Below are 23,262 nucleotides of genomic sequence, written 5' to 3' on the forward strand. Positions count from 1 at the left end.
CCACGCGCCGGAAGATCTCCCGCGTCACGACATCACAGCCCGGCCGACGTACCGAGCAGGACCGCGTCCCTGCGACCTCGGGCGATCCGCACCGTGCTCCCCGGGGCCACGTCGCCGAGCTCCTCGGGGAGCAGGTAGGCCGTCGCGGACGTCGCGCTGCCGTCACTGAGGCGGAGCTCGAGCCGCACGTGGGAGCGCAGGCCCCGGACGTCGTCGCCCACCTCCAGGTCAGTGACCTCGGCCTCGGTGACCATGCCGGTGTCCAGGGCTTCCGCCGCATCGTCGGGCAGCAGTCCCTGCGCGATTCGTGCGCGCACCTCGAGCCGGTCGAGGTCGAGCCGGTCTGTCTGCTGCTCGATGTGCACCAGCTGACGCATGGTGGGGTGGCGGCGGAAGCCGAAGAGGGCGCCGAAGGGCGGCTCGCAGCCACCGTCGGCCCTCAGCCACACCTCGCCGTGAACGAGTCGGCCCGACGAGTCCTCACCGGTCAGCCGGACACGGTGCTCCCCGTCCCTGCTGCCGCCCCACGTGCGAATGGTGGAGTCCAGCAACCGCGCGACCTCGAGCTCGGTCTCCGGAACGGGGCGCTCATCGTTCACGCTCGGGGGGAATCCGCAGCAGGCTCCCACCAGTGCCACGGCCAGCGCCACCGGCAGCGTGATCGTCCATGAGTCGCGCCAGAGGAACACGACCACCAGGCCCGCGCCGAGGGCGAGGACGTTGACGAGCGTGGCGAACTGCTGCCTGCGCACCGCCACGCGAAGGGCGGTGCGATGCGCCTCGCGCATGAATGCGTCCGGTGCGTCCCGACCCTCGATCGCGATCAGCTCCTCCGCCATCTCAGTACCATCCCGTCCCGAGTCGCCAGACCCCGTCGGGATCGACCGCCACCGGCAGCCCACGGGTACGACGTACCAGCGCCAGCTCGGTGGGACGCAGGAAGCCAGTCACCTCGTGCTCGATCTGTCCCTCGTCACGGAACCGGGCCACGATCTCCACGTGACCCAGGTGGACCCGTCCGGTCGGCCTCACCACGTGCGGTTCGACGACCGCCGCGCGGCCGGCAAGCGTGTGCGCGGCCGCGGTCGGCAGGTCCATCAGACAGGTCTTGACGCGGTGCTCGAGCAGCAGCCGACGGGTCTCGTCCTCGGAGAGGTTCTGGGCCACCTCGAGAGCACCGTCCGCGTCCTGGCGCACGGGGACGAAGGTTCCGGTGCGCGCGTTGTCGGGTCGATCCAGGTCGATCGTCACCCGGCCCCGAGTCGGCGATCCGCGCCGCTGGAGCCAGAGCTCACCCCTGACGCCGCCGCCCTCGTCCGTGTTCTCACCGCCGGTGCGCCGCTCGATCTCCGCGACGAAGTGCGCGGGCTCCACGTCCCTGTGGCGGGGCGTGCCGAGCCAGGTCGCGACGTCCACCGGGTCCCGACCCCACAGCTCCGTGTGTCTCCGGATCGCCTCGTCCGGGTCGTGCACCGTGGGCGGTTCAGTCAGCTGCGTGAAGAGGGCGCCGGTGATCCACCGGATGAGGATCAGGACCGCGCCGAGACAGATCGAGACGATGGCAGAGCCGATGACCATGCACCGCAGCCTAACCGCCGGTCACGTCGGGCCTTCTCACCTCGGACTAGGCTCAACGACATGGCCGACATCGACAGATTCAGCGACCAGGCGGCGACCTGGGACGACGACCCCACCCACGTCAACCGGGCGAGCTCGGTCGCCGCGGTGATGCGCGGAGTCCTGCCGCTCCGTGACGACATGCATGCCCTCGAGATCGGCGCAGGCACCGGCCTGCTCGCCCGGGCGCTTGCCGACGACCTCGGCACGGTGGTCGTCACCGACGGTGCACCCGGCATGGTCCAGGCGGCCACCGCGACGCTCGACGACCCGGCGTACGACGGGTGGGAGGCGCGGCTCTACGACATCGAGCACGACCCGCTGCCCGACGAGAGGTTCGACCTGGTGATGGGTCAGCTCGCCCTGCACCACATGGGCGACGTCGCGACCGTCGTACGACGCTGTGCCGAGCTGCTGCGACCGGGCGGCCGGATCGCCCTGGTTGATCTTGATCGCGACCCTCACGGCGACTTCCACGCCACGGTGCACGACTTCCACGGCCACGACGGCTTCACCCGTGATGACATGCGGCGGTGGCTGGAGACGGCCGGCTTCACCGACATCGCGATGACCGATGCCGGGGCGGTGACCAAGCAGGTCGACGGCGGGGAGCGGGACTTCCCGATGTTCCTGGCGACGGGGCAGGTGCCCGGCTAGGTCGCTGGCCGCCCGATGGCGTCGGGCCGCCGCACCATCGGCCAGCACAGCCCGATCGAGTACACGATGACGAAGAGGACGCCTCCGATCGCGACCATGGCGATGTCGTCGCCGCTGTCGACCCGATCGGCCAGCTTCAGCGGCAGCTCACCCGACGGGTCCACCAAGAGGTCGGTGCTGTCGCCGACCTCCAGGTCGTAGGCGTCCCTGCTGCCGCGGTAGTCGACCGTGCCGAGCTCGCGACCGTCCTCGCTGGCGACGAACGTGTAGGTGGTCCGGTAGGACTCCCTGCCCTCACGGTGGTTGGTCTGCTCGACCGCGATGTCGGCGACCTCGCCGCCCACCAGCTCGGCGTGCTTCTCCAGGGCCATGTCGGTGCCCAGGCTGGCCGCGCCGACCATCGGGAAGACGAACACTGCGGCAAACGGGAGCAGGCACAGCGTGCGCCACCATCTCGTACGACGGTGGAACCACAGCGTCGCGACCAGCCAGAGAAGGATGCTGACCGTGATCGAGCCGACGATCGCCACCCAGGGGTGTTCGGGCCACAGGAACCCCAGCCCTGTCACCAGCTCGTAGCCGACCACCACGGAGAGCGGAAGGAGCACGGAGCCGGGAACCGTCCAGTTTCGCTGATGCACCACGGCGCACATGCTACGAGGCGTGGCAGAGGCGCCCGGCGGGCGATCCCTTGTCGCAGGCAGCGCCCGACGACGCCGGTGCCGGCGGACCCGGGCGTCGCCTCAGTTGACCTCGCTGCGCCTCTCGAGCAGGACCGTGTCGCGCCAGACTCCGTCGAGCTGGCCGATGCGGGTTCGCACCGCCAGGGTGCGGTAGCCGGCGGAGTGGTGCAGGGCGAGGCTGGCCCGGTTCTCCGGAAAGATCGAGGTCTGCAGCGTCCACAGCCCGGCGCTGTCGGCCTCGGTGACCTGGGTGAAGAGCAGGGACTTGCCGACTCCGCGTCCGCGAGCCGCCGCGGTGACGTACACCGAGGTCTCACCGACACCGGCGTAGCACTCCCTGGCCGACGTCGGGGTGACCGCTGTCCAACCGACGACCTGGCCGTCGAGCTCCGCGACCCACGCCAGGTCGGGCAGCCACCGGGCACGGAGTTGCTTGGCGGTGGGGGTCCTGGTCTCGAAGGTGGCGTTGCGCGTGGCGAGTCCTTCGTCGTAGATCGCCAGCACGGCCGGCAGGTCGCTCTCCGTCACCGGGCGGGTGGTGACGTCGGCGGGCAGGTCCGCGGGGCAGCACGGCGGCGCGGACAGGGTGCCCATGACGACGTCCGCGGCGTGCGGCAGACCGGTGCAGCAGGCGGCGTTGACCGAGACCATGCTCGAGGTGCCCACCTTGTCGATCACCACGAACCCGACCTTCCTCAGCAGGTCGACGTGGTGGGAGCAGGTGGACTGGCTGACACCCAGCGCGGCAGCCAGGTCGCCGATGCGCAGCGCCCCGGCCGCAGAGGTGGAGAGCGTGTGCAGCAGGCGCACCCTCGTGGGGTCGGCAAGGACGGCGAACCACTCTGCGTAGTTCTCCGCCTCGGCCTTGCCGAGAGCCGCACGGCGGGTGACCGTGTCGATCACCGGGAGCGTCGATCGACTCTGCGGTGAGGGTGATGCGTCGACTGCGGGGACGGGTGAGGGCGTCATGCAGAAATACTACCTTGTATTCATCGACGTCGATCGATACTCTCGTTCCATCGATGCTTGTCGATACACTCTGGAGCTGAGGAGCGAGTCATGCAACACCCCGTGATCATCATCGGCGCCGGCCCCATCGGGCTGGCGGCCGCCGCGAACGCCGCCGAGCGTGGGATGGACTTCGTGGTTCTCGAAGCCGGTCCGGACGCCGGTTCGACGGTTGGCGAGTGGGCGCACGTGCGGCTGTTCTCGTCGTGGTTCGAGCTGATCGACCCCGCAGCCCGCCGCCTCCTCGAGGCAGCCGGCACCTGGCCGGCACCGGAGAGCGACGCCTACCCCACCGGCCGGGAGTGGCGCACCGCCTACCTCCAGCCTCTCGCCGACCTGCTGCACGCCACCGCAGGCGGGTCGGTCCGCTACGACTCGCGGGTGGTCGGGGTCGGTCGCGCCGGCCGCGACCTGATGGTCGACTCCGGCCGGGAGAACGACCCGTTCGCCGTCCACGTGGAAGGCCCGCAGGGACGCGAGCGACTCCTGGGCAGCGCGGTCGTGGACGCCTCGGGAACGTGGACACGTCCGAACCCGCTCGGCGCAGACGGCTACCCCGCGCTCGGGGAGACCGAGAACGCGGCGCGCATCACCTACGGCATCCCCGACTTCCGGGACCCGGTCGTCGCGGCTCGGTACGCCGGCAAGCACGTCGCGGTCGCCGGCAAGGGCGCCTCGGCTCAGGGCGTCCTCGTGGGCCTGGCCAGGCTTGCCCGGGAGGACGCCGCCACCAGGGTCTCGTGGCTGTTGCGCCGCCCCAGTGTGGGAGACGCCTTCGGTGGTGGCGACAACGACCAGCTCGAGCAACGCGGCAAGCTCGGGCAGGACGCCAGAGCGGCCGCCACCAGCGGGCTGGTCACCAACGTGACCCAGTTCCGGACACAGTCCGTGACGGCTCAGGATGACGGTCGCTTGAGCATCACCTCCGGCACCGGCCAGCAGATCAGCGATGTCGACGAGGTCATCGTCGTGACCGGCTTCCGCCCCGACTTCGGGTTCCTCTCCGAGGTCCGCCTGGATCTCGACCCGGCGCTGGGCGCGACCCGGGTCCTCGCCGACCAGATTCACCCGGACCACCACAGCTGTGGCGACGTCGCGCCCCACGGCTACCGGGAGCTGGCCCAGCCCGAGCAGGGCCTCTACCTGGTAGGGATGAAGTCCTACGGGCGGGCGCCGTCATTCCTGGCGATGACGGGCTACGAGCAGGTTCGCTCGGTCATGGCGGCCCTGGACGGCGACCTCGAGGCAGCCGGCCGCGTGGAGCTGGTGCTCCCCGAGACCGGGGTGTGCAACGGAGCCGGCGCCTTCGACGAGGCCGACGCCGCTGCCCTCTCCTCCGCAGGAGGCGGGTGCTGCGGCCCGGCTGCGGCAGAGCCGCAGCTGATCACGCTCGGCCGCGTCAGCGAGTGAGGCGCCAGCAGCCTCGCGGCGCCCGCGAAGGCCCCGGGCGCTCGTGGACCATGACGAGATGACCGAGCCCGAGGCCGCCGCGGCCACCGAAGGGCGGTCCACCTCGCAACCAGGCTCCCTCGACGCAGCCGGGCTGCGCGACGTGGTCGCTGTGCTCAGCACCGTCCAGATCATCTCCTGGGGCGTTCTGTACTACGCGTTTGCCACGCTGCAGTCCTCCATCACCGCCGACACGGACTGGTCGAGCGTGGCGGTCACCGGCGCCTTCTCCCTCTCCCAGCTCGTCGCCGGCGGTGTCGGCGTGTGGATCGGGCGGCACATCGACGCCTACGGCCCTCGGGCAGTGATGACGCTGTCGTCCCTCGTCGCGGTTCCAGGGGTGACGACGGTTGCGCTGGCGCCGAATCTGGGGGTGTTCTACGCCGGGTGGGTGCTGACCGGGATTGCCATGGCCGGGACCCTCTATCCGCCGGCCTTCGCCGCCCTGACCCGCTGGGGCGGGGCACGGCGGGTGCGTGCGCTGACGACGCTGACCCTGGTGGCCGGACTGGCCAGCACCGTCTTCGCCCCACTGGCATCCGTGCTCGACGATGCCTTGGGGTGGCGGCAGACGTACCTCGTGCTCCTGGGCGGCCTTGTTCTGGTCACCGTTCCGTTGCACTGGTGGGGCCTCAATCGCCCATGGCAGGAGGCCCACCACCACCGGCACTCACGGGCTCGCCCTCAGGGAACCTCCGCCCCGCGGACCGCGGCCGTCGTACGAAGCACCCCGTTCCTGCTGCTCACGATGGCCAACGCCCTCACTGCCCTGGCGGTCTTCGCGGTCGTGATCAACCTGGTGCCGATGTTGATCGAGCAGAGCATGAGCCGAAACCTCGCAGCCGTGGCGCTGGGTCTCGGCGGCGTGGGTCAGGTCGCCGGCCGGCTCGGATACGCCAGGTTTGCGGCCGCAACCTCCGTGACCGGCCGTGGTGTCATCGTGGTCGCCGGTCTCGCGGTCGCCACGGCCGCCCTGGCGGCGGCGCCGAGCTCTGCGGGACTGCTCATCCTTCTCGGCATGGCGCTCGGGCTGGCGCGAGGCATCTACACCCTCGTCCAGGCCACCGCCGTGACCGACCGGTGGGGCCCGGCCGCCTACGGAACCCTCAACGGCATCCTCACCGCACCCGCCCTGACCGCCTCGGCCCTCGCACCGTTCGTCGGGGCAGCACTGGCCCATGCCCTGGGTTCCTACACCGACGCGTTCCTGGTCCTCGCGGCCCTGGCCGGGGTGGCAGCCCTCCTCATGCTCGGCACCACGCCCGAGCGACCCGACCTTCCCCCAGAGGTCAGCTGAGGCGCGATCTCTGTGGGCGGGCCTCTCTGTGGCAGACAATATCGAAGTGTGTCAACATTGACGCATGTCTAACTCTGTTCGGGAGCAGCGAGTGGCGTCGGTGCTCGACGACCTCGCCTGCTGTGTCCCGTTGGCCCGTGAACCCATCAGCACCGAACGCGCCACCGGCGTGGTCTCCATGCTCAAGGCGATCGCCGACCCGACCCGACTGCGGCTGCTCTCACTGGTCCTCTCACACGAGGGCGGCGAGGCGTGCGTGTGCGACCTGCTGCCGCACTTCGACCTGTCGCAGCCGACGATCAGTCATCACCTCAAGGTGCTCCACGACGCCGGGCTGCTCGACCGCGAGAAGCGCGCCACCTGGGTCTACTACATCGCGCGACCCGAGGCGATGGCCGCCCTCGCCAGCCTGTTCACCACCGGCAACACCACCGGCAACACCACCGCACCCGGTGCCGACGCGTGTGCCCCGATGACGGGCGCTCCGGCATGAGCGGCACCGTCCACGAGACTCCGCCCGCCGCCGACAACCCCGTCCTGCAGCGTCTCTCGACCCTCGATCGGTTCCTGCCGGTCTGGATCGGGGTCGCCATGGTCGCCGGCCTGCTCCTCGGCCGTTGGGTCACCGGTCTCGACGACGCGCTCGCCGCCGTCGAGGTCGGCTCGGTCTCCCTGCCGATCGCGATCGGGCTGCTGGTGATGATGTACCCCGTGCTGGCCAAGGTGCGCTACGACGAGCTCGGGCACGTCACCGGCGACCGGCGCATGCTGGGCACCTCGATCCTGCTCAACTGGGTGCTCGGACCCGCGCTGATGTTCACGCTGGCCTGGCTGATGCTCCCGGACCTGCCCGAATACCGCACCGGCCTGATCATCGTCGGGCTCGCCCGCTGCATCGCCATGGTGCTCATCTGGAACGACCTGGCCTGCGGCGACCGTGAAGCCGCAGCGATCCTGGTCGCGATCAACGCGGTCTTCCAGATCCTCGCCTTCGCCGTGCTGGGCTACTTCTACCTCCAGGTCCTGCCCGGTTGGCTGGGCCTGGAGCAGGCGGCTCTCAACGTCTCCATGTGGGACATCGCCAAGTCCGTGCTGATCTTCCTCGGCATCCCGCTGCTGGCCGGCTACCTCACCCGCACGCTCGGCGAACGAGCCAAGGGGCGCGAGTGGTACGAGACGACGTTCCTGCCTCGCATCGGACCGTCCGCCCTCTACGGCCTGCTGTTCACCATCGTCCTGCTCTTCGCCCTCCAGGGCGACACCATCACCAACCAGCCCCTCGACGTCGCACGCATCGCGTTGCCCCTGCTGGCGTACTTCGCCCTCATGTGGGGCGGCTCCATGCTGCTCACCAAGGCGCTCGGGTTCGACTACCAGCGCGCCACGGCGGTCTCGTTCACGGCGGCCGGCAACAACTTCGAGCTCGCCATCGCGGTGGCGATCGGCGTCTTCGGGGTCACCTCCGGGCAAGCACTGGCCGGCGTCGTCGGCCCCCTCATCGAAGTCCCCGTCCTGGTCGGGCTCGTCTACGTCAGCCTCTGGGCTCGCCGCTTCTTCCCCGACCGCGCCATCACAGGCGCCACCCGATGACAGTGCGGCAATCCACTCCCCAGGTCGTCTTCGCATGCGTCCGCAACGGCGGCCGCTCGGTGATCAGCCGGGTCCTGACCGAGCACTATGCCGGTGGACGGGTCCGCGCCCTCTCCGCGGGCACCCAACCCGGGGAGCACATCCACGCCGAGGTCGCCGAGGTCCTTGAGAAGCTCGGCCTCGACACCTCGCGCGAAGAGCCCAAGCTGCTCACCCGCGACACCATCGCGGCCAGCACCATGGCGATCACCCTCGGGTGCGGTGAGGAGTGCCCCTACGTCCCCGGCGTGACGTACGTCGACTGGCCCGTCGCCGACCCCGGTGGGCAGGACGAGGAGGCCGTCCGCGGCATCATCGCCGACCTCGACGGCCGAGTCCGGGATCTGCTCACCGAGCTCGTGCCCGACATCCAGCTCCCGCCCTCCGTCCTCGCGCAGGGCTGAGCCGGCGTACGCCCCTGGATACCTCAGCCGAGATGGCGATCGCTGCGCGGTCGGTGGTCGGCGGTCAGCTGGCGCGTGGGGAGTACATGATCACGGCGACGCCGAGCAGGCAGATCATCGCACCGACGACGTCGTACCGATCAGGTCGAAAACCGTCGAACGTCATTCCCCAGGCCAAGGAACCGGCCACGAAGACGCCCCCGTAGGCGGCGAGGATGCGGCCGAAGTTGGCATCGGCCTGGAGGGTGGCGACGAATCCGTACACGCCCAGCGCGATCACCCCGGCGCCGATCCACACCCAGCCACGGTGCTCCCGAACGCCCTGCCAGACCAGCCACGCGCCACCGATCTCAGCGATGGCAGCGGCAATGAACAGGGCGATCGACCTCAGTGTGTCCACGGTGACATCGTGCCCCAGGCACGGGGCCCGGCGAGACCACGCACCGCCGAGACGGATCCCGGCGCTCACCGTGTCCGGTCGTGACTGCAGCAGTCGTCCTCGCAGGGATCGTCGGCCGCTGCACCACCAAGGCCGCTGACCGCGGCCGGGGTGGGACCGCAGGCGCAGCCTCCGCCGCGCCAGGCCTCGAGACCTTCTCGGACGGCGACGGCCGCGATGACCAGTCCGGCGATCGGGTCGGCCCACGACCAGCCGAGGGCGGCGTTGAGGACCAGGCCGGAAAGGAGAACCGCGGACAGGTAGGTGCAGAGCAGGGTCTGGGTGGAGTCGGCGACAACGGCGTTCGAGCCGAGGCTCCGGCCGGTGCGTCGTTGGGCCCAGGAGAGGAACGGCATGATCAGGAGCGACGCGGCGGCCAGAACGATGCCCACAGGGGACGGGGCCGGCTCGTGCCCACCGACCAGGGCGCGCACGGACTCGAACGACACGTAGCCGGCGAGGGCGAAGAACGAAACGGCCATCAGTTTGAGCGCCCGCCGTTCGCGGGACTCTGGCATGGGGTGGCGGAACTGCCAGAGGATGATCAGGCCGCTGCTGACCTCCACGATCGAGTCGAGTCCGAACCCGACGAGCGCGATCGAGCCGGCCACAAGGCCGGCGGTGATGGCGATGACCGCTTCGACGACGTTGTAGGAGACCGAGGCGGCTGCGAGCAACTGGGCCCTGCGACCGAGCTGTTGGCGGCGGGCCGGGTCTGCGACGTATGTCGTTGCGTGGACGTGCACGCTCACCGCGGGGCTCCGTCTCCGTAGTTCGGGCAGAGCACCACGGCATCACCTGTGGCGGCCAGCAGCTCCTCCGCGGCGGCGAACACCTTGAGCACGGCTCCCGGGTGGGTCAGCGAGAACACCGACGCGCGACCGACGGGTCGCGACTCGACGAGGCCGCAGTCGCGCAGGCAGGTGAGATGCTTGGAAACCGTCGACTGGGCCAGTCCGAGATGCTTGGTCAGCTCATTCACGTTGTGCTCACCCAGCAGCAGATGACGCAGGATCACCACCCGGGACGGATCGCTCATCCCCCGGAACAGACATGCCGCTGCCCGGCCGGCTGCGGCCTCGTCGAGCGAGTCGGAGGGCACCGGAGAAACCTGCGCATTGATCGCCATGCAGCGATGTTAGCGTCAATCGGGGGACGGTCGTCAAGCGTCAGTGGCTTCCTGCTCAAGGATGCCGGCCCCCCGAGCTGCTCGTCCGTGACGTGCCAAGTAGGCCCTCCGTGCTGCCGGGCTGCCGTGGTGTCCGGTGAGTTCGTGCAGCAGTTCCTCCTGGGCAGGGGGGACAACGGGGTGCACGTGCACGACGACAGACTCCAGGCTCGGGGTCGCGTGGAGGAGCGCGTGTTCGACCTCTTCTGCGATGCGGTGGGCCTGGATCACCGTCAGGTCGGGGTCGGTGCGGACGATCAGGTCGCCTTCGATGCGGTGTCCGGTCCAACGGGCGCGAACCCGGTCGACTCCTCGCACTCCGGTGCTGTGACCGGCGGTATCAGTCATCTGTTCGATGAGCCCGTCGTCGACGCCGTCCATCAGGCGGCAGGTCACGGTCCGCAGGGAGGAGATGAGGATGCCGACGATCGTCACCCCGATCAGGAGGCCGACCACGGCGTCGGCGCGGGCAAGGCCTGCCCACACGCCGAGCACGCCCACCACGACTGCGATCGAGGTCAGGCCGTCGGCGCGGGCGTGTCGTCCTTCGGCGATCAGGGCCGCCGACCCGATGCGACGGCCGGCGCGGATCCGGTACACCGCGACGATCTCGTTGCCGAGGAAGCCGACGATCCCCGCTGCGAAGACCCATCCCAGGTTCGTCAGCTCACGTGGGTGCAGGAGCGCGTCGATCGACTCCCAGATGATCCATGCCGCCGAGAGGGCGATGATCAGTCCGATGAAGAGGCCGGCGAGATCCTCGGCGCGCCGGTAGCCGTAGCTGTAGCGGCTGTTGCCCGGGCGCCGTCCGATTCGGAAGGCGAGGATCAAGGGGATCGTGGTGGCCGCATGACCGAGGTTGTGCACCGTGTCGGCCAACAGCGCCACGGATCCTGACACCGCGACGATGAGCACCTGTGCCATGGCTGTGGCCATCATCCCGGCCAGCCCGATCCAAGCGGCCCGGATGCCGTGGTCACTGGCCTCTTCGGCAGTCTGGATCGCGTCGTTGGCGTCGTGCGAGTGAGGCACCAGGGCATGCCTGAGGCGGGCCCACGGTCCACTGGCGTGGTCCTCCTCGCGCTCGCCGCTGTGACGGCCGTGATCGTGTGCGTGAGTTTCGTCGGGTCTGGTCATGTGATCGCTCCCATGCGGTCGATCAGGCGTGGCTGAACTGGCGTGGCCACGGGCAAGGACTCGGCCCCAGACTACGACATATGATGAATCCATCATATGTTCGCCCGTAGGATGCCCCCATGGCCCACCAGCGCAGCAGCAGGTCGCACACAACTGCAGACCTTGCCTCGGGAAGCGCCCACGAGGTCGCACGTATCCTCCAGGGCCTGGCCAACCCGAGTCGCGTGCAGCTGCTGAACGAGCTGCGTGAAGGGCCCATGACCGTCGGAGAGCTCACTGAGGCGTTGGGCCTGGAGCAGTCGGCGGTCTCCCACCAACTCCGCCATCTGCGCGACCTCGGCTTCGTTCTCGCTGAACGCCACGGCCGCCACGTGGCCTACCAACTCTTCGACGATCACATCGTCGGCCTGATCGACCAAGCGCACTCACACGCCGAACACCTACGGCTGGCCGCCACAGACACGGCGGAGGCGACGGGACGCGAGGTCCTCGCAGAGCGCAGATCGGGTCAGCGGACCGCGCGCATGCCCACGCGAGCTCCGTAGAGCGTCAGGGCGAGCGTTGACGTCACCCCGACAAGCGCTGCGCCGATCAGGATGGGCGACGATGGGGCCAAGACGGCCACCACCCCGGCCGCAACCAGGCACCAGCCACTCGCCTCCGACGGTCGCTGTGCAGCGCGGTGCGCGGTCAACCAGGCATCGTCACTGGCCGACGTGGCGCGAGTACGGATCCCTGCCCACGGGTTGCGACCGAGTCGACCGGTCGCCGTGGCGCGCGCTACCCACACGAGCACGACACCACTCGCCGCGAGCACGGTTGCCAGCATGACCTTTGCTGCCGCGAACTCACTCATGCCGGGATGCTATCCATGGCGGGAACGGTCGATGAGAGTGGCCGGCCCTCGTCCGCCAGCGCGCACAGAGCAGATTCCACGACCACGGCCGTCACAACTCAAATACGTACCCGTCAAGGTAGATGTGCCTCCCAGCGGGGTTCCACTAGTGTCGCCGCATGCCCGAATTCACCTGGCTCCCGGCGAACCAGGCAGCGACCGAGGACGTCCAGGCCGTGTTCGCCACGGGGGGCGCCCACAAGTGCCGTTGCCAGGCACTGAAGGTGCCCGGCTGGATCTGGCGCGACACCACCCAGCAGCAGCGCGACGACGCGCTGCTGGAGCAGACCGCCTGTGGCACCGCCGGACCGACGTCCGGGCTGATCGGGTACGTCGACGGCGAAGCGGCCGGCTGGGTCGCCGTCGAGCCGCGGGAGAACTACCCGAGACTGTGGAGTCGGAAGCAGCCCTGGATGCGGATGGACCCCGAGCTCGAGGGCGTCTGGTCAGTCACCTGTTTCGTCGTACGCAAGGGCCAGCGCACGTCCGGACTGACCTACGAGCTCGCCGCTGCGACCGTCCGGTACGGCGAGCAGGTCGGCGCCCGCGTCCTGGAGGGCTATCCGATCGAACCGCCGCCGGGCAAGTCGGTGATCTGGGACGAGGCGTCGGTCGGGCTGCTGCAGATCTTCATCGAGGCCGGTTATGAGGTGGTCTCCTCGCCCACCCTGCGTCGGCGTGTGGTGCGGAGACGGCTGGGCGACGATTCGTGATCGTGGGCGACCCGGCTCACCAGTCGCGGCACTGGCGCGAGTTGATATTCGGTTGAGTGAACGGGCGACGTCGCCAACCATGTTCCACGTGAAGCACGCCAGTGGTGACGTGATCCCGGATGCCTCTCTTGTTGCGCAACTCCTGCGCGAGCAGTTCCCTCAGCTGGCGGGTGAGAGCGTTCGGCCCAGCAACGCTGAAGGCAGCAGCAACTTCGTCTATCGCGTCGGTGATGCGTGCGCCGTCCGCCTTCCCCGCTCGAACTCCTACGTTGCCGACCTGCTGTCTGAGGCACGGTGGCTTCCACGCCTCGCACCCCATCTCTCAGTTCCGGTGCCCGAGGTGCGGTTCCTGGCCGAGCCATCAGCCGTGTTCGCGCGGCCCTGGACCGTCGTGACATGGGTCCCGGGCGACACACCCAAGGAATTGGATCCGCCCGAGCAGACCCGCATGGCAGCCGGTCTGGGCCGGTTCATGCGTCAGTTGCACCGGGTGGACACCTTCGGCCTCAGCCCCGGCGCCGAGCAGTGGGGATACCGAGCCGGAGAACCGGTGACTGACGTGATTGATGGATGGGCCGACAGCGCAGCCGACCATCTACGGGACCTGTTCGACCCACGTCAGGTCAAGGAGGCCTGGCGACGCATCCGCGACGTCCCGCCCGCGTCCAACCAGCCTTGCTGGGTTCACACCGACCTCTCGGCCGAGAACGTGCTGGCCACCCCAGAGGGCGACCTCGCTGGTGTCATCGACTTCGGCGGTCTGGGCGTCGGCGATCGCTCCGTTGACCTCCTCTACGCCTGGAGCATGTTCGACGAGCCGGCACGCGAGGTTCTCCGCTCGGAGTCCGAGACCGACGAGGTGACCTGGCTGAGAGCTCGGGCATGGGCGTTCGTCGGGCCCGGCCTCCTGACCATCGAGAACTACCGACAGTCCATGCCTGATCGCACGGCCAAACTCACCACGATGGTCGAGGCCGTTGCTCACGAGGTCGGCGTCTCACTTCGCTGACCGGCCTGACCGCAAGCAGGGGCGAACGGAAGGCGGCAGGTCGGCGCGGTGCCTTTCGGTGGGGCCTAGCCTGTCCGCATGCGACGCTTCGACGACGAGGACCTCACCGGCGCGGAGTTCCGCGAGTGCGACCTGAGTAGGGCTCGGATGGTCGGCGTGGTCATGCAGGACGCTGAGATCGACGGCCTGGTCACCAATCTCGTGGTCAACGGGGTCGAGGTGATGCCGTACGTCGAGGCGGAGCTCGACCGCCGCCACCCGGTCCGCTTGCTGATCCGCTCCGATGAACCGGCCGACCTGCGCGAGGCCTGGCGACAACTGCGGAACGACTGGGCGACGACCACCGAGCGGGTCCGGTCCATGCCCGAGAACAGCGAACATCACGGCGTCGACGGCGAGTGGTCGATGGTCGAGACCCTGCGTCACCTTGTCTTCGTGCACGACTCCTGGTTCCGACGATGCGCGCTCGGGATCACCGAACCGTTCACGGCCATGGGGCTGGGTCCACCGTCGGTCATGGACCAGGAGGAGAACGGGCTGGACCAGTCCGTTCGTCCGGGGCTCGACGACGTGCTCGCCGTGCGAATCCGGCAGGCTTCGGAGATCGAGACATGGCTCGCCGAGGTCACGCCTGATCAGCTCGCGCAGACCGCACCGGTGCCCGACGACGACAGATGGCCGCCGTACGCCAAGGAGCGGTCCGTGCGGCAATGCCTCGGCACCGTGCTCGACGAGGAATGGGCTCACCACGGGTTCTGCACACGCGACCTGGACAGAATGTCGCGGCAGGAGTCGTCACAGGGCTCCTGAGCCAACAGCTGAGCCGGGACTGCCGCACCTCGCGGTCGAGGCCGGACCCCTGACGGACGTGTCGCTGCGGGGCCTCAGTCGGCTTCGGCGATCCGCTTGATCGCTGCGAGGGTTGCCGGAATGCCGACGTGAGCCGCATGGGTGCGGTCCGCGACCTGGTCCGGTGCATCGTCTCCGAACCGCTCGACGAAGAACTCCTGCCCGGCACCGGTGAACTCCCAGGACTCGGTCAGGGTCGTCGTACCGACTTCGTCGCCCGGTTCGAGGAGAAAGCCCCATCGCACGTAGCCCCGACCGACCATCCAGGCGAACTCGCGACCAGGTGTGGCCGCGACGACCTGAGAACGCGTCTCCCAGGTCCGGCCGGGCACGGCGTTCCTCCCGGTGAACCAGGCACCGACCCGGGCGCCCTCGCCCTCATCCCACCAGCATTCCTGACAGACCGGCGACCACTCACCGGTTCGAGTGACGTCGGAGACCAGTGCGTAGAGCTCGTCGCCGGTCGCCCGGACAACGATCGATTCTGCATGAGTGCGAGGAGTGGAGTCCATGGCCTCGATGATCGCAGGCCTGGAACGCCGGCAGGCGCGTGCACATCGACACGAACACGCCGAACGCGCCATCCGGACGTCAAGACGGGGCTGTGCGCGGCCGTCGACGATCCGCAGTCCTTGCGTGGTGTTCGGTCGTGGCTCCATGGTGGGTACACCCCACTCGATGAGGAGACTGGCATGGACGTCCGAGTTGTTGAGGGTCCCGGCGTACCTGCAGCGATCGGATGCACGGCGGTCGTCTCGTGACGGCGCCTGAATGGCCAGCAGACCCGGCCGAAGGCTCGGTCACCGAGGCCGATCACGAAGCAATCGTCGCCGCGGCCACCGACTACATCGCCGCGTGGCTGGACAACGACGCGGCTCGGATGGGCAGCTGCCTCCACGAGGCGCTCGTGAAACGCGCGGTCGAACCCGACGGCAGCATCGACGAGATGAGTCGTCAGGACATGGTCCTCGCCACGACGGCTCGTCCGAGACAGGGCAACTACGTCGTCACGGTGCTCGACGCCTACGGCGACCTGGCCACCGTCAAGGTGCTTTCGACCGACTACGTGGACCACGTCCAAGTGGCACGATTCGGTGGGCGCTGGCAGCTTCTCAACGTTCTCTGGCAACCCAGGGTTGGTACGTGAGCGCGTGGCGGGTGGTCGAGCTGCCGGGCTGGACAGTGCTCATCCGGGGCCACTTCCACTCCCATGACACTCAACTGACAATGATGATCGTCCTATGCTCGGCGGATGCACGCGCGTGAGGTGTACAAGACCATGCTCAAGGACACGATCACGCCTGCCATGCGTGATCGCGGGTTCCGTGGTGGCAGCGGGAACTACTACCTCGACGGCGATTCGGGCCACACCGGAAGCGTCCTCCTCAGCGGGAACCCGAAGCGCTCCACGTCTGAGACCACCCACTTCAGTATTCATTGTGGTGTCCAGTCCCGGTACCTCAAGGAGGTGAACCAGGCCCTGGGGGAGAAGCCAAGGAAACCCTCGGTCTGGTCCGATCACGACTGGTTTGACAGCGTTGAACCCGAGGGCGACCGATCTGCCAACTACACGATCAGCGTCAGTTCAGATCCCGTGGTTGTCGGCGAAGGGATCGTCACCATCCTGGACGAACGTGCCCTACCTGCCGTCCGGAGAAGCCTGGATGATGCCGGTCTCCGTCACGCCGTCGACAACTGCTTCGTCGGCATGGGGCGGGGGGCTTCGCGGATCTTGTTGGACATCGCTCAGGGTCGCCTGGAAGAAGCACGTTCCAGCATTTCGGACCTCGTCGAGCACCGGGGGTCCTCGGACCCGGGATCAGCGTTCCTGATCGAACGCCTCGCTGCGGCGGAAGCCGCATCGTCATCGCCTTCGTGACGGGCCAATCGCAGTAGCGGAGGCCTCGTCGGCGGGGCCTCGGGCACGAGTGAGTGGCGTACTGATCTACCTCAGTAGTCGTCCTCCGCGGCGAGCAACTCGGCAAGGAAGGCGTCCTCCGGGGGCGCGGCGAGACGCGAGCGCACGAAGCGGCGTACCCGCTCCCGCACGGCACGTGACTCGCCGCTGCCCACGCCGACCTGCACCTCGGTCGTCGCCCAGTCGTGGTCCCAGGCCGCGGACTCGGCCAGATCGAGGGAGAGCCCTGCGGCGCCCTCGGCGTCGAGCTCCCCGACAGCAGCCAACGCACCGCTGCGCAGCTGCACGGCGATCCCAGCGGCAAGGGGGTGGGGGGCGGTGGGGTCGGCGAGCACAGTCTGCACCCGCCCGATGACCCGCGCGGGTGAGCCGTTCGGCTCTGCGCTCGTCACCACCGACCACGTCAGGGTGTCCTCGCCGGCGTCGAACACGCCTGGCGGGACGGAGGCCCAGCTGACCGATGCGGTCCCGGCGGCAATCACGCCCGGGGCAGCCCGGCTCTCGGATCCGGCGACGAGCGCGTAGTCGGCGCGCCACCGTGCGCCGGTCCCGGGCTCCGGCACCGCTACCGGCAGCTCGCTGCATGCTGTCACCAGATCGGCGACCCTGGGGTCCGCCCGCAGCGGTGCCGGCAGGTCGGCCAAGCCCCGCACCAACGCCTCGAGCTCTGCATCGAAGGCCTCCTGGTCGAGGAACTCCTCGACGGCGACGCTCAGCAGGGCCAGCTCGGCGTCAAGGACCGCGGTCGTCAGCGCAGAGATGCCGTCGCGGGCACTGGCCGGCCACCAGCGACGCATCCAGTGCCCCAGCGCCAGGCGCCGCAAAGGCGACAACGCACCAGCGTCGATGGGTACGTCGACCGAACCTGCCGCGCCGGCAACGGCCTCGACCAGCCGGACGTGGGCGTCCTCGCCGACCACCCGCCACAGCCAGTCCGCGGCGTCGACGTCGGTCAGCGTGATCCGCGGTGCGGGCTCCGGCTCGTCCACCGTCCACTCCAAGATCGCGCCACTCACCTCGAGGACGGCCACCAACGGCGGCGGATCCACCGGCGCCCCGCAGGCCCACAGCCCGTTCTCCACAGTGAACTTCATGCCCTCACCTCCGGCTCGAGCATCGCCTTGATCTGTTGCCGGTGGTCCAGGCTCACCGATCGGGCCACCCCGCTGAGCAACGAGCGCACCTCATCGATGTCATCACACGACTCCTGCCAGACGTCGCGACCGTGCAGTCGCGCCCAGAGTCGCCTCACGTAGGGCTGAGCAAAGGCAGCGAGTTCGCCGACAACCTGGCGCTGTCGGGGGTGCAGCGCACCGTCAGCGGCGAGAAGGCGCCGAGCATGCAACACATAGGCCTCCTTGCGCAGACGTGCCTGGATGCTCGCCACGAACCCCGAGTCCGGAACAGTGGAGCCCTCCAACGGTCTGAGCTGGACAGCGACCACGATCCCGTTCACCAGAGTCGCCTGGAGGTCCTCGGCCAAGAGCCCCCACGGCGCACAGGCACGGTCCGCCTCCTCGCTGCACAGCACCGGCACGACGGGCAGCTCGTCACGATCGCGGGAGCGGCGCAGCGTGGCCCGCACCCGTTCGACGACACTTCGATCCAGCGGCCGACCCGACGACTCCGCCAGGACCAACGGGCGCTGTTGCGGCGGTTCGGCGCACAGACCAAGGTCGCCGACCGACCACGGCACATCGCCGTCCGGGCGGCGGATCCGCACCCCCAGCTCGTACGCCGCGTCGTCGACCACCAGCGCGGCCCACGCCTGCTGCCGGGTTCGTCGTTCCTGATGGTTCGACGCGTCCTGGTGGACCGTTCGCATCCGCTCGAGGAACCCGGTGACGTCGGCAGGCCCGGATCGGATGTCTGCCCAGCTCTGCTCGACCTGGGCAGCCAGGACTGCCACGACACTCGGGTCTGCCAAGTGTTCGTCGAGCGCTTCGACGGCGCGGTGGTGATGCCCCTCGTGGATCTCGCCCAGCACCTCGTCGGCGACGTCGGTCACCTGGACCGGATCGACGGCTGGTGCACCGCGGGTCACGGCCAGCTCGAAGCAGACCGGGAAGTAGAGCTCCTGCGCGTTGCCGGCGGTGATGCCCAACGTTCGCCGTCGTGCCTTGAGGACGGCGAACCAGGACGCGCAGGCGCGCAGGATGGCGGCGTGGTCGAGAAGTTCGGTGCGCATGGCTCCGGCGATCTCGGCGGTGACCACCGGCTGCCCGTACTCCGCATGCACCCGCAGCCGGAACACGAGCGGGTCGAGGATGCGCTTGACCGTCCGGCTCAGCGGACCACCGTCCCTGCCGCTCAGCAACGCAACCTCGGACCCGAGCTCTCGCCAGGCCCGGTCGATCACCGCACGCCGCGGGAGCGCCGTGGTCGCGGTCGCGGCGGTCGTCCCGGTCTCGAGGTCACTGCTCATGGATGCCACCTGCGCCCAGGCGGTACGTCGCGACGGCCGCCCAGTAGATCGGGTTGGCCGCGGAGTCGCCCGCGCGCCAGCGACGCATCTGCTCACGCTGCCAGCTGTTGACCGACCGTCCGGGGTCCGCGTCCTGGTGGGCCACGTCGATGGCGACGACCAGGTCGGACATCAGGTCGCCCCTGCCGTCGCCCTCACCGTCGGTCCCGTGCGCCGCCGGGTCCGGGGACGCATGCCCGAAGCCGGCCGCGGTCGGAAGTGACCACAGGGTCGCGGTGACCACCTCGGCGCCACCGAGGACCATGGCCGCGACCAGCCCGGCGGCCTCATCGAAGCGGTAGTCGCCACCGGACGCGCAGGCCAGCAGCGCCACCCGCGGCGGGATGGGTACGCCGAGCTCGAGCAGGTCACGAACCTGGAGCGGCCGGTGTTCGCCGACCGGATCGGCGTGGCCCGCCAGGTCGGAGTGGCAGGCCAGGTGCAGCGCCGTGCCCTCCGCGCCACCGGCCTCCGGAGCCGCGCTGACATGCCCGACGAACACCAGCCGGCTGGGCCGCTGCTCCAGCTGGTCGGCCAGCCACCGACGATCCGCATCGGTGCGCCGGAAGAGCTCCACGGGCTCCGCCACGATCGGCAGCGTGGCCTTGTCGGCCACCGCCGGCGCGTAATGACGGCTGAGCACGGTCTCCGTGCCCGGACGGCCGAGCACCGAGCCGAGGGCTCCGTCGGCGCGTTGTCCGGGCACTCGCGGGTCCAGCACGAGGAGGGGACACTCCTCCTCGACCGGCCCGGTCGAGGAGTGGTGGGCGGCGATGTTGGCCGGCACGGCCATCGCCACGTCGGCCAGCTCCATCAACCGGAACCGCTCGCGGAAGGTGTGGCGGCGCGCGTCGGGCCAGCTGATCCGGGCGGCGCTGGTGCCTTCGGTCGTGATCGCCTCACTGCTGGCCCGCAACAGGGAGATGAAGTCCGGTGCCGACGTCGGCACGGCGAGCTGGCCCCACGGCACCCGTCCGAGGCGAGCACTGGGGGCCACGAACAGGTCGGGCCGCGGGTCGGAGACGCAGTCGAGGATCAGCTTCCAGGCCTCCATCGGGACCAGCACGACGGCAAGCCGGTAGGCGAGGGTGAGCTCGGCGTCCGGGTCCCTGAAGCCGCCGCGGTTGCGCGCCCGGTCGACCGCATCGGCCACCGACTCGTCGCCGCGCGGCTCCGGCAGCGCGTCGGTCAGCTCCTCGAGCGCGGCGAGCAGCAGCGGCTCCTCGACGGTCCACGTGACGGTGCGTTCGGGCGCGCCCACCACCCGCAGGCTGGCGTACGTCGCCACGCCCACGTCGGCGTACCGCAACACGAGGGTGGTCACGGCCAGGTCCGCCAGACGGGTTCATCGGTGGTGATCGTGCGGCCGTAGCGGGTCACGGCCAACTCCCGGTAGCGCCGCAGGATCGGTTGTCCCCCGGGGTCCATCTGCAGTTCGGGGGCCGGCCCGATCCGGGTCAGGGTGACTGCCGGACGTTGTCTGGTCAGGGTGCTCACCGGGCCCTCGGGAAGGACGGCGACGGGCAGGTCGGTGGCGCCCGGGACCGGTCCACCGTCCGCGTTCGAGGCCTCGAACGCACCCCGGACGCTGTGGTGCTCGATCAGCTCCGCGATGAGCGCGGTGTTCTCCCAGGAGTGCGCGATCGCGAACGCGCCGGCGTACATCGGCGCGGAGATGCTGGTGGCCCAGCGAGCCCGGGCGCCGGAGTCGGTGATGGCGTTTCGCTCGGCGTCGACCGCCAGGGCCGCCGGGATGATCAGGTCGGCGGCCTGCTCCAACTTGCGCATCGCTCGCTGGTGCTTGCGCGAGCCGGGTCGTGACGAGTAGACGGCCAGCTCGCCCTGGGTGTCGAAGCCCAGGTCGGCGAGGGCGTCCGCACGCCAGACCATGCCAAGTTGGAAGTCGAGGCGTGCGTACTGCACCCAGGTGCTGCGTGGCCACTCCTCGAGCACGTCGCGGGCGCGGGCGACGTACTCGACGGCTTCGGCGAACTGGCTGCGGAAGATCGGGATCCAGCTGCGCTGCACGAGGAGTCGGTGCACGTGCAGCGGTTTGTCGATCTCGCGCCAGTGTCGCTCGGCGTGGTCCCAGGACTCCTCGACCGCGGGCAGGTCGCCGATCGCGAGCCGGACCAGGCCCCGGTGGTACCAGACCCGGGAGACGTCGTGCGCCCGCGCGTGCTCGGCGATGGCGGGGTAGGAGTCATGCAGGAGCTGCTCGGCGTTGACCAGGTCGCCGACGCGCCAGCGGGCGATGCCCCGTTCGAGTTTGGCGCGGGAGATGTCGAGGCTCCAGCCGCGTGCCTCGGCTCGGGCACCGGCGCGTCGGAGCCACGGTTCGGCCTCGGTCAGCCGGCCGGTCTCGACACAGAAGCTGCCGTAGCCCAGTCCCGCGGTCACCAGCAGCCGGTCATCCCAGAGGTCGTCGGCGTCCATCCGCTCGACCTCCTCCATCACCCGCTCCCAGAAGGGAATGGCCGCCGCATAGCGATCGTCCTCGCACAGTGCCGCGGCGCAGCGGGCATGGGCAGTCGCCACGAGATAGCGACGTTCCGACCGCCGACCCGGCAGAGGCTCCGCGATCAGCGCGTCCAGTGCCTCCCTGGCGGCCTCGTGATCCCCGCGGGCGGCGGCCAGACCCGACTCCAGAAAGCGCGCCCACGCGACGTACTGGTCGAGGATCGCCCGCAGCTCGGACTCAGACAAGGTCAGATCGTCGAGCGACGCGGGCTCCCCCGCCAGCGCCGCCGCGATCTGGTCGAGCTGGTGGGCGAGCTCGCGCGTGCACTCGGCCGCCTGGTCGTAGGCGGTGCGGACCAGGTAGATCTCGCCCACCTGGGCGAACACCTCGGCCATCCAGTCGTCGCGGTCGGCCTTCTCGATGGCCGGGACCAGCGACATCAGCAGGGCATGTGCCTCCACCTCGTGGCTTGCGAACGCCATCTGCCGGGCCCGAGCCAGATCAGCAAGCATGGGCTCATCGTAGGAGCCACGGGTGATCCCGGCGTCACGGCACTGGGCCGTGACGCCGGGATCGGTGGTACTGCCGGGCACACTGATCAGCTGCAGCTGACCGAGATCTCGAACTCCTTGGTGATCATTCCGGCAGCCGGGTCCTTGGTGTCAGCACCCGTGGCCTCGCCGGTGATCGTGTAGGTGCTGCCATCGACGGCAACCTCAGCCGAGCCGACCTGCGCCCCGGCCATCGAGGAGACGGCGAGCGCCACGCCATCGACCAGCACCGACAGCGACTCGACCTTGGGCTGCTCCTCATCGGTCATCACGATCCCCAGACCGGCCTGGCCGTCGATCGCTCCGCTGGCCACGTTGATCTTGCCGCCCTGCTTGACGCAGGTGACGGAGGAGAGGTCGAGTCCGGAGAGATCCTTGCCCTCGACCGAGACCGAGGTGTCGCCGCCGGTGCTGACGTCGGCGTCACCACCCTCGTCGGTGACCTCGTCAGCCGGCGCGTCATCGGCGGGCGCGGTGTCGTCAGCGTCCTGGTTCGCGTTCACGCTCGAGTCGTTGGATGACTTCTTGTCACCGTCGTCGTCCGAGCACGCGGCGAGTCCGCTCGCCATCGCCAGCACCGTGATTGCGACCGTCAGCATCTGCTTGATCTTCATGGGTCGAGTCCCTTCGTCGTACGCCGCCCGTGTGGCGTCGTGATGAGGCAACTCCACCGCCCCTTGGCGGCTACCGATCCCAACTTTGCGCAGAGCGCCGCCTCGAGCCGAGGCACGATCCCCCACGTTGTCGTCCTCCCGGCTTGCCTGTGCTCGTGCGGGGCGACAGGGTGGCCCCATGGTGACCAGGGATCGCAACGAGGAGGGCCGGCCACGCCAGGCCAGGCCGCGCGACGAGCTCGGCCGACCGCTGCCGTACGGCGCTGAGGGTGTCGAGCCGGTCTCCGAAGACCCGCTCCC

The 23,262-nt window shown here is 69.5% G+C and carries 27 protein-coding genes; 12 read left to right on the top strand and 15 right to left on the bottom strand.

Annotated features, from left to right (window positions below):
- Positions 1-32 precede the first annotated feature (32 nt).
- Both NJ4_RS26075 and NJ4_RS26080 read right to left on the bottom strand, forming a co-directional pair.
- Positions 33-839, bottom strand: coding sequence for a hypothetical protein (locus NJ4_RS26075; protein ID WP_067439897.1), 807 nt, complete (start codon positions 837-839; stop codon positions 33-35).
- 1 nt (position 840) lies between these two features.
- On the bottom strand, positions 841-1,578 hold the full coding sequence (locus NJ4_RS26080; RefSeq protein WP_067439900.1) for a hypothetical protein: 738 nt from the start codon (positions 1,576-1,578) through the stop codon (positions 841-843).
- Positions 1,579-1,638: 60 nt separating this feature from the next.
- Between NJ4_RS26080 and NJ4_RS26085 the strand changes: the two genes are divergently transcribed.
- Positions 1,639-2,274: a class I SAM-dependent methyltransferase gene (locus NJ4_RS26085; RefSeq protein ID WP_067439903.1), complete on the top strand. Its 636-nt coding sequence runs from the start codon at positions 1,639-1,641 to the stop codon at positions 2,272-2,274.
- On the opposite strand, the gene NJ4_RS20830 is transcribed toward NJ4_RS26085, so the two are convergent.
- The gene (locus NJ4_RS20830) at positions 2,271-2,918 is read right to left on the bottom strand and encodes a hypothetical protein (protein ID WP_157551262.1); all 648 of its coding nucleotides are present in this window, start codon (positions 2,916-2,918) and stop codon (positions 2,271-2,273) included. The two genes, NJ4_RS26085 and NJ4_RS20830, sit on opposite strands and share 4 nt — an antisense overlap.
- Before the next feature lie 99 nt (positions 2,919-3,017).
- Complete coding sequence (locus tag NJ4_RS20835) at positions 3,018-3,926, bottom strand: helix-turn-helix domain-containing GNAT family N-acetyltransferase (RefSeq protein ID WP_067439909.1); 909 nt, start codon at positions 3,924-3,926, stop codon at positions 3,018-3,020.
- A 90-nt stretch (positions 3,927-4,016) separates the two neighbouring features.
- On the opposite strand from NJ4_RS20835, the gene NJ4_RS20840 reads away from it, so the two are divergent.
- The 5 genes from NJ4_RS20840 to NJ4_RS20860 all read left to right on the top strand — a co-directional run bounded on the left by NJ4_RS20840 (position 4,017) and on the right by NJ4_RS20860 (position 8,744).
- Positions 4,017-5,375, top strand: coding sequence for an FAD-dependent oxidoreductase (locus NJ4_RS20840; RefSeq protein ID WP_067439912.1), 1,359 nt, complete (start codon positions 4,017-4,019; stop codon positions 5,373-5,375).
- 58 nt (positions 5,376-5,433) lie between these two features.
- On the top strand, positions 5,434-6,711 hold the full coding sequence (locus tag NJ4_RS20845; protein WP_082748970.1) for an MFS transporter: 1,278 nt from the start codon (positions 5,434-5,436) through the stop codon (positions 6,709-6,711).
- A 64-nt stretch (positions 6,712-6,775) separates the two neighbouring features.
- On the top strand, positions 6,776-7,204 hold the full coding sequence (locus NJ4_RS20850) for an ArsR/SmtB family transcription factor (RefSeq protein WP_067439915.1): 429 nt from the start codon (positions 6,776-6,778) through the stop codon (positions 7,202-7,204).
- Entirely contained in the window at positions 7,201-8,301 is a 1,101-nt protein-coding gene (gene arsB, locus NJ4_RS20855; RefSeq protein WP_067439918.1) for an ACR3 family arsenite efflux transporter, read from the top strand. The genes NJ4_RS20850 and arsB overlap by 4 nt, the downstream gene beginning before the upstream one ends.
- Complete coding sequence (locus NJ4_RS20860) at positions 8,298-8,744, top strand: arsenate-mycothiol transferase ArsC (RefSeq protein ID WP_067439921.1); 447 nt, start codon at positions 8,298-8,300, stop codon at positions 8,742-8,744. Before arsB ends, NJ4_RS20860 begins: the two co-directional genes overlap by 4 nt.
- 64 nt (positions 8,745-8,808) lie before the next feature.
- Here the strand turns inward: NJ4_RS20860 and NJ4_RS20865 are convergent, their stop codons facing one another.
- From NJ4_RS20865 to NJ4_RS20880, 4 genes are all read right to left on the bottom strand, one after another.
- Positions 8,809-9,144 (bottom strand): YnfA family protein, encoded by a 336-nt coding sequence (locus tag NJ4_RS20865; protein ID WP_067439965.1) that lies wholly within the window; start codon positions 9,142-9,144, stop codon positions 8,809-8,811.
- A 65-nt stretch (positions 9,145-9,209) separates the two neighbouring features.
- The gene (locus NJ4_RS20870) at positions 9,210-9,935 is read right to left on the bottom strand and encodes a cation diffusion facilitator family transporter (protein WP_067439924.1); all 726 of its coding nucleotides are present in this window, start codon (positions 9,933-9,935) and stop codon (positions 9,210-9,212) included.
- On the bottom strand, positions 9,932-10,312 hold the full coding sequence (locus NJ4_RS20875; protein WP_067439927.1) for an ArsR/SmtB family transcription factor: 381 nt from the start codon (positions 10,310-10,312) through the stop codon (positions 9,932-9,934). Before NJ4_RS20875 ends, NJ4_RS20870 begins: the two co-directional genes overlap by 4 nt.
- 33 nt (positions 10,313-10,345) lie before the next feature.
- Positions 10,346-11,488: a cation diffusion facilitator family transporter gene (locus NJ4_RS20880; protein WP_082748967.1), complete on the bottom strand. Its 1,143-nt coding sequence runs from the start codon at positions 11,486-11,488 to the stop codon at positions 10,346-10,348.
- Positions 11,489-11,607: 119 nt separating this feature from the next.
- Here NJ4_RS20880 and NJ4_RS20885 point away from each other — a divergent pair, with 119 nt between their 5' ends.
- Positions 11,608-12,033 carry an ArsR/SmtB family transcription factor gene (locus NJ4_RS20885; protein WP_082748968.1) on the top strand — a complete coding sequence of 142 codons (426 nt, stop codon included), beginning with the start codon at positions 11,608-11,610 and terminating at the stop codon, positions 12,031-12,033.
- On the opposite strand, the gene NJ4_RS20890 is transcribed toward NJ4_RS20885, so the two are convergent.
- On the bottom strand, positions 11,997-12,344 hold the full coding sequence (locus tag NJ4_RS20890; protein WP_067439930.1) for an SdpI family protein: 348 nt from the start codon (positions 12,342-12,344) through the stop codon (positions 11,997-11,999). The genes NJ4_RS20885 and NJ4_RS20890 overlap by 37 nt on opposite strands.
- A 158-nt stretch (positions 12,345-12,502) precedes the next feature.
- On the opposite strand from NJ4_RS20890, the gene NJ4_RS20895 reads away from it, so the two are divergent.
- The 3 genes from NJ4_RS20895 to NJ4_RS20905 all read left to right on the top strand — a co-directional run bounded on the left by NJ4_RS20895 (position 12,503) and on the right by NJ4_RS20905 (position 14,915).
- Positions 12,503-13,096, top strand: coding sequence for a GCN5 family acetyltransferase (locus NJ4_RS20895; protein WP_067439933.1), 594 nt, complete (start codon positions 12,503-12,505; stop codon positions 13,094-13,096).
- Positions 13,097-13,184: 88 nt separating this feature from the next.
- On the top strand, positions 13,185-14,105 hold the full coding sequence (locus NJ4_RS20900) for an aminoglycoside phosphotransferase family protein (protein WP_217996940.1): 921 nt from the start codon (positions 13,185-13,187) through the stop codon (positions 14,103-14,105).
- Positions 14,106-14,183: 78 nt separating this feature from the next.
- Entirely contained in the window at positions 14,184-14,915 is a 732-nt protein-coding gene (locus tag NJ4_RS20905; protein WP_067439939.1) for a DinB family protein, read from the top strand.
- A 74-nt stretch (positions 14,916-14,989) separates the two neighbouring features.
- On the opposite strand, the gene NJ4_RS20910 is transcribed toward NJ4_RS20905, so the two are convergent.
- Positions 14,990-15,466, bottom strand: coding sequence for an SRPBCC family protein (locus NJ4_RS20910; protein WP_067439942.1), 477 nt, complete (start codon positions 15,464-15,466; stop codon positions 14,990-14,992).
- A gap of 245 nt (positions 15,467-15,711) precedes the next feature.
- Here NJ4_RS20910 and NJ4_RS20915 point away from each other — a divergent pair, with 245 nt between their 5' ends.
- Together NJ4_RS20915 and NJ4_RS20920 are read left to right on the top strand one after the other, a co-directional pair.
- Positions 15,712-16,101, top strand: a complete 390-nt coding sequence (locus tag NJ4_RS20915; protein WP_169799304.1) for a nuclear transport factor 2 family protein — start codon at positions 15,712-15,714, stop codon at positions 16,099-16,101.
- Between the two features lie 105 nt (positions 16,102-16,206).
- Complete coding sequence (locus tag NJ4_RS20920) at positions 16,207-16,833, top strand: hypothetical protein (RefSeq protein ID WP_067439947.1); 627 nt, start codon at positions 16,207-16,209, stop codon at positions 16,831-16,833.
- Between the two features lie 71 nt (positions 16,834-16,904).
- On the opposite strand, the gene NJ4_RS20925 is transcribed toward NJ4_RS20920, so the two are convergent.
- The 5 genes from NJ4_RS20925 to NJ4_RS20945 form a co-directional block, all read right to left on the bottom strand.
- Positions 16,905-17,966, bottom strand: a complete 1,062-nt coding sequence (locus NJ4_RS20925; protein ID WP_067439950.1) for a hypothetical protein — start codon at positions 17,964-17,966, stop codon at positions 16,905-16,907.
- The gene (locus NJ4_RS20930; protein ID WP_067439953.1) at positions 17,963-19,297 is read right to left on the bottom strand and encodes a hypothetical protein; all 1,335 of its coding nucleotides are present in this window, start codon (positions 19,295-19,297) and stop codon (positions 17,963-17,965) included. Before NJ4_RS20930 ends, NJ4_RS20925 begins: the two co-directional genes overlap by 4 nt.
- Entirely contained in the window at positions 19,287-20,660 is a 1,374-nt protein-coding gene (locus NJ4_RS20935) for a CHAT domain-containing protein (RefSeq protein WP_217996941.1), read from the bottom strand. The genes NJ4_RS20930 and NJ4_RS20935 overlap by 11 nt, the downstream gene beginning before the upstream one ends.
- Entirely contained in the window at positions 20,657-22,309 is a 1,653-nt protein-coding gene (locus tag NJ4_RS20940; RefSeq protein WP_067439971.1) for a hypothetical protein, read from the bottom strand. Before NJ4_RS20940 ends, NJ4_RS20935 begins: the two co-directional genes overlap by 4 nt.
- A gap of 86 nt (positions 22,310-22,395) precedes the next feature.
- Entirely contained in the window at positions 22,396-22,962 is a 567-nt protein-coding gene (locus NJ4_RS20945; protein WP_067439959.1) for a lipoprotein LpqH, read from the bottom strand.
- Positions 22,963-23,262: the final 300 nt, after the last annotated feature.

The sequence above is a fragment of the Nocardioides jensenii JCM 1364 = NBRC 14755 genome, assembly GCF_001552535.1.
GTDB classification, from domain to species: domain Bacteria; phylum Actinomycetota; class Actinomycetes; order Propionibacteriales; family Nocardioidaceae; genus Nocardioides; species Nocardioides jensenii.